This window comes from Deinococcus sp. (genome assembly GCF_030523985.1).
Taxonomy (GTDB): Bacteria; Deinococcota; Deinococci; order Deinococcales; family Deinococcaceae; genus Deinococcus.
Genome location: NZ_JAUNHK010000137.1, coordinates 1 through 5,574, shown reverse-complemented (window position 1 = coordinate 5,574; position 5,574 = coordinate 1). Strand labels below are relative to the sequence as shown.

At 67.2% G+C, this 5,574-nt stretch carries 5 protein-coding genes; 2 read left to right on the top strand and 3 right to left on the bottom strand.

All coding sequences use genetic code 11. From position 1 onward, the window contains the following. Positions 1 to 386: Uma2 family endonuclease (locus Q4C89_RS13670; RefSeq protein WP_303103175.1), on the bottom strand; the 386-nt coding region annotated here is incomplete at its 3' end. A 70-nt stretch (positions 387 to 456) separates the two neighbouring features. On the opposite strand from Q4C89_RS13670, the gene Q4C89_RS13665 reads away from it, so the two are divergent. Continuing rightward, the gene (locus tag Q4C89_RS13665; protein WP_303103174.1) at positions 457 to 1,638 is read left to right on the top strand and encodes an exonuclease SbcCD subunit D; all 1,182 of its coding nucleotides are present in this window, start codon (positions 457 to 459) and stop codon (positions 1,636 to 1,638) included. Beyond that, complete coding sequence (locus Q4C89_RS13660; protein WP_303103173.1) at positions 1,635 to 4,364, top strand: SMC family ATPase; 2,730 nt, start codon at positions 1,635 to 1,637, stop codon at positions 4,362 to 4,364. The genes Q4C89_RS13665 and Q4C89_RS13660 overlap by 4 nt, the downstream gene beginning before the upstream one ends. A gap of 73 nt (positions 4,365 to 4,437) precedes the next feature. Here Q4C89_RS13660 and Q4C89_RS13655 read toward each other — a convergent pair whose 3' ends face one another. Both Q4C89_RS13655 and Q4C89_RS13650 read right to left on the bottom strand, forming a co-directional pair. Further along, positions 4,438 to 4,866 (bottom strand): hypothetical protein, encoded by a 429-nt coding sequence (locus tag Q4C89_RS13655; protein ID WP_303103172.1) that lies wholly within the window; start codon positions 4,864 to 4,866, stop codon positions 4,438 to 4,440. Between the two features lie 9 nt (positions 4,867 to 4,875). Then, on the bottom strand, positions 4,876 to 5,574 hold a 699-nt coding region (locus tag Q4C89_RS13650), incomplete at its 5' end, for a hypothetical protein (RefSeq protein ID WP_303103171.1).

The following is a 5,574-nucleotide window of genomic DNA, read 5'->3' as shown; positions in this document are numbered from 1 at the left end:
TTGGCGTGCCTGTCGGTATGGGCCGTGCCGCGTGAGAGCACTTCCACCAGCAGACAGGGCGCGGTTTCCGAGTAGGGGTCGCTGTTTTCGGGGCCGCGGACGACCATCACGTCGGGGTAATAGAAGCTCTGCTGGGCATCTATCCGCAGTTTGATTTCGCTGGCGTAGGCGCGGCAGCCCTGGCGACGGGCTGCGGGACGGACGGCCTGCATCACGTTCATGATGACTTCGGCGTGGCTTTTGCTGCTGCCCGCCTGCGCCCACACGCCATCCGAGTTGTCCACGGCGTACACGAAGCCGCCCACATACTCGCGCTTAACAGGGCTGTCGGGTTCGGTGCGGAGGTACTCCTCCACGCTCATCTTCTGGAAGGCGGGGGCAGTCATGGAAACAGTCTAGCGTGACCCGGCGTGTGGACAGTACGTCCTGACCCCCCTCCATGCTATTTTTTCCGTCATGCGCGTACTTCATACCGCCGACTTTCACGCGGGGCGGCTGCTCAAGGGGTTTGACCGAACGCCCGAAATCCACGACGCCCTCATCGAAATCGCGGGACTGGCCCGCAGCGAGGGGGCCGACGCCGTGCTGGTTTCTGGCGACCTGTTCGACACCGCCAACCCCTCGGCGGGCGCGGAAGCCGCCGTGTTCGACTTTTTTCTGCGTTTGCGTGACGCGGGCATTCCTGGCATCGTCATCGCGGGCAACCACGACAGCGCGGCGCGGCTGGATTCGGTGGCAGGTTTGCTCGGCTGGGTGGGCATTCAGGTGGTCGCGCAGCCCACGCCCGACCCCTTGGGCATGGTGCGGCGCATCGAAACCAGAGGCGGCGAAACCCTCACCGTGGGGGCGCTGCCGTACCTCTCGGAGCGGCGACTGGTCAAGGCCGCCGAACTGTTGCAGCAAGACCTCGGCGGGCAGCGGCAGAAATACCGTGAGTACATGGGCTTTTTCCTGCGGCGACTGGGTGAAGGCTTTGGGGCCGGGCACGTCAATATGCTGATGGCGCACACGACCATAGACGGCGCGGTGCCCAGCGGCTCGGAGCGCACCTTTCAGCTCGACCTGACCAACGCCTACACCGTTTCGGGGCTGCAACTGCCGCCAGGAGCGCAATACGTGGCGCTGGGCCACATCCACAAGCCGCAGACCGTGTCCGAAGCGCCGCTGGGCTGTTATCCCGGCAGCATCATTCAGCTCGATTTCGGCGAGGCGGGCGAGAAAAAACAGGTCAATCTGGTCGAAGTCTTTGCTGGGCAGCCCGCCCGTGTGGAGGCCATTCCGCTGGCGAGTGGACGCGAACTGCGCTCGGTGCGGGTCGAACTCGACACGGTGGAGCAGAAGCTGGAAGCGGTCAAACGCCAGGGCTTCAACGGGCTGCTGCGCGTGGTCGTGCAGGCGCCGAGCGGCACAGCACTCCCTGGGCTCAAAGACCGCGTTCTGAAGCTGATGCCCGACGTGCTGAGCGTGGAACTCGAAGCCACCCAGCAAGATTTGGTCGCCCCCGAACTGCGGCGCGAGGGCCTGAGCCTGCTCGAACTGTTCGAGCGCTACTGGCAGGAAAAACGCGGCACCCTGCCCGACGACGTGCGGGGGGCCTTTCAGGAAGCCGACCTGAGGACGCGGGAGGAACTGCGATGAAACCCCTCCACCTCACCCTTTCCGGTTTTACCGCCTTTCGCCAGCACACCGACCTCGACTTTGGCAACCTCGACCTGTTCGCGCTGGTGGGGCCGACAGGGAGCGGCAAATCCAGCCTGCTCGATGCGATGACCTTTGCCCTCTACGGCGAAACGGCGCGGCTGGGCGCAACGGGCCTGGACGCCCTGATTTCGCAGGGGGAACGCGGCCTGAGCGTCTCGCTGACCTTCGAGGCGGGCGGGCAGACCTACCGCGCCTCGCGCACCCGGGGCCGCAAGCAGGCCGAAAACGAGGTGCGCTTCGAGCGGCTGGACCCCGACGGCGAATGGACGGGGCTGAGCGCGGGGTCGCAAAAGGAAATCGGTAAGCGTATCGAGGACGCCGTGGGGCTGGATTTCGACACCTTCACCCGCTGCGTGATGCTGCCGCAAGGCCAGTTTGCCGCCCTGCTGCACGGCAAAGCCAAGCAGCGCCAGGAACTGCTGGGCGAACTGATGGGCCTGGGCCACGTCCAGAACATGCAGACCTTCGCGGGCGAACAGGTCAAGGAGTTCAAGCACCAGTCGGGCAGCCTGAACACCGTACTGAACAGCGAATACGCCGGGGTCAGCGAGGAAGCCGCCGCCGAACTGCGGGCGCAGCGCGAGCAGACCGACAGCGACGCCGAGCGGCTGGTGCAGCAGCGCGAGGAACTGGCCGCCCGCCAACTCCATCTGCGCGAACAGGAAAAAGTCTGGCGCAGTCGCGAGGACACCGCCCGCCGCTTGCAGGTGCAGGAAGGCCGCAGCGAGGGCGTGCGCCAGGGGGCCGAACGTGCCCGCCGTGCCCGGCAGGTCGCCGGGGTGCTGCCGCTGCTGGACGCGGCGGAGCGGGCCAGAATCGCCGCCGAGCGCCAGAACCGCGAGCGGGCCGCCGCCGAATCCCAGTTGGCCCAGGCCCAGGCGGCGGCGGCTCAGGCAGCGGCGGCGCTGGAACATGCCCAGGCCCAGGAAAGCCGCCTGCCCGAACTGGAAGAACGCGCTCAGGCTCTACGCGAAGCCGAGGCCGATGCCGCCCGCCTGAAACGCGCTGGCGGCACGGTGCAAATCACCCATCCACAGCCGCTCCCGTGGGATGAGGACGCCTTCGAAGTGGCGAGGGAAGGCAGCCGCAAACTGGAGAAACTGCGTCAAGAGCGGATGCTGATTGAGTCCGAGCGCATTGCCCTGAAAGCGGCCCAGGAGCGCTACGCCCAGGAAGAGCGCCAGCAGGCCGAGCAGCAAATCCAACTGGAGCGGCTGGAACGCGAAGGCAGGGAGGCCAAAGAAGCCCTCGAGGCCGCGCAGAAGCAGGAAGAAGAAGCGCGGCTGGCGGCGGGGCTGGTGTCGTACCGTCAGCACCTGCACGTCGGGGAACCCTGCCCGCTGTGCCAGCAGACGGTTAGCCAGCTTCCAGCGGGCACGTCGGTAGACCTCAGCCCCCTACGCGAACGGGTCGCGGTGCTGGCGGCGCAGGTGCAGGAGCGGCGCGAGCAATTCAGCGACTTGCGAAGCCTCATCAAAACCCGGCAGCGTTGGTTGGAAGAAAAAGCCAACGAAAATCGTGACTGGGACGAACGCAACAAGCAGCGCGACCTTGACGCCCGCGAACTGGAAAGCCATATCACGGGCGACCCGTCCAGCGACCTTCAGCGCCTCCTCGCCTCTCTCGCGGCCCGCGTGCGGCAGGCCGGAGCCGACCCCGCCCGCGCCCGCCGCGACGTGCTGACCGAGGTGCAGGCCATTCGCCAGGGCGTGCAGGACACCCAGGCGGCCCTGGCCCGCGCTCAGGGCGACGTGGCTGCGGCCCAGGCCACCGCGCAGGCGGCGCAGCGCATGGCGAGCGAGCGCGACGCCGACCAGCACAGCACCGCCGAGGGCCTTCACGCAGCCCTGAGCGCCCTGAACCTCAGCGCCGAGGCCGCCCGCAGCGCCGGAATGCCCGAAGGCGAAATCGCCGCGCTGGAAGAAGCCGCCCGCAAGCACGAGGCCGAAATCGCCCAGTTGCGGGCCGCGCTCTCCGACCTTGAGCGTCAACTGGGGGAAGAACCCTTCGACCCGGCGCAACTCGCGCAGGTCAGCCGCGACCTGACCGCCAGTGACGCCGCCCTCAAGACCGCCCGCGAGCAGGCTGGACGCCTCGCTGAGCAGGAACGGCAGATGCGCGAACGCCTGACCCGCAAGGCCGAAATCGAAGCCCAGGCCGCCGCCGCTGCCCAGCGCCTCGACACCTGGCAGACCCTGAGTGGCGCCCTGCGCGTCAACGAATTTCAGCAATTCCTGCTGGCGGAGGTCGAAGCCCAACTGCTCACAGGCGCGGGCATCTTGCTGTTCGACATCAGCGACGGGCGCTACCGCCTGACCCTCGAAAAAGGCGAATATGCCGTGCAGGACCTCTGGAACGCGGGCGAACTGCGGGCCGTCAAGACCCTTTCGGGCGGCGAAACTTTCCTGGCGTCCCTCGCCCTGGCGATTGCCCTGAGTGATTATCTGGCGGGCAACAAGGTGCTGGGGGCGCTGTTTCTGGACGAAGGCTTCGGCACGCTCGACCCGCAAGCACTCGAAGCCGTCGCCACCGCACTGGAAAACCTCCGCACGCAGGGGCGCATGGTGGGCATCGTCACCCACGTCGAAAGCCTCTCCGAACGCCTGCCCAACCGCTTGGTCGTCACCAAGAGCATGGCGGGTAGCCAGGTCATGCGAATGTAGAGGGGGGGCTGACTGTCTGAAAACCAAGCCGTCTCACCGCTGGAAATGCCGTCACTCTGCGGCAAAACAGCGGTCAGATTTTTCGACGGTTCGACCCGTTGCCCCTCTCCTGCCAAGCGCCCGACGACCACAGCGCCACGCCGATCAGTACCGGCTGAAAAAACAGGCGGATGAAGCGCTTGCGGTCGGTATCCAGCCCGAAGGCGTCGGTGCGGGTGAGGTACTGCGAGATGTTGCCGGGAAACACCGCCACGAAAAAGGCCGCCAGGAGCCAGCCCAGCGGAATCCGTTTCTCTTTCCAGAGGGCAAAGGCCAGCCCCAGCGAGATTTCGACGACGCCCGAAGCCAGCACCACGAAATCTTCGTTCAGCGGCAGGGCTTCGGGCACCTGCGCCTGAAATTCGTCGCGGGCAAAGGTCAGGTGGCTGACCCCGGCGAAGGCCAGAAAGCTGCCCAGGCCGATGCGGGCGAGGTGTTGCAGGGGAGTGGGTCGCGTTGACATGCCCCCAGCCTACGCCTGCCAGAGCCTCACCAGCCGCCGCTCGGCTGAATGTGGGTTATGACTTTCGGCCACCCGCTCGGCGTAGGCGTCGGCCCAGCGGCGTTCAGGAAACAGTGGGGGCAGCAGCAGTTCGTCGGCAGCGCCCACGAAATGAAACAGTGACCCGAAGGCCGCGTTGCTGAGGGTGTGGCCCGTTTCGTGCGCGAGCAGGTCGAGGGCGTCCGGTGTCAGGAAGGCGAACTGACCCAGACTGTACCCACCCCGAAAGCCCGGCCACCACAGCCAGCCGCCGACCAGCACTATGCTCCCCGTCGCTCGGTTCAGCGTCACCCGGCGCACCGAGCGCGGAACCAGCAGATGCAGCGCGAACGCCCCGGCCCCCAGCACCGTCGCGGGCCACGCCAGCGGCAGCAGCCAGCCACCCCAGCCCAGCCCTTGCCGAAAGCGCGGCGAGCGCGTCAGGGACGAAGCCGCCGCCAGATTGAGTGCCCCCAGCGCAAGGCCCACAGGCCAGCCCAGCCACAGCGTCAGCCACGCGCTGTTCAGGCCCGCACTCAGCCCCACCAGCGCGCCGCGCCAGAGGGGTTCACTGCGCCGGGCGAGGCTGGCCAGGGCATACAGCAGCAGCGTCAGGAGAAGCCACCGCCACGGAGAAGGCCACGCCCACGCCGCCGCCAGCAGGCCGAACCCTGCCCCCAGCAGAGGAAG

Excerpts from the sequence above, each read along its gene's own strand:
- Q4C89_RS13665 (WP_303103174.1), top strand. The coding sequence starts at position 457 with ATGCGCGTACTTCATACCGCCGACTTTCACGCGGGGCGGCTGCTCAAG.
- Q4C89_RS13660 (WP_303103173.1), top strand. The coding sequence starts at position 1,635 with ATGAAACCCCTCCACCTCACCCTTTCCGGTTTTACCGCCTTTCGCCAG.
- Q4C89_RS13655 (WP_303103172.1), bottom strand. The coding sequence starts at position 4,866 with ATGTCAACGCGACCCACTCCCCTGCAACACCTCGCCCGCATCGGCCTG.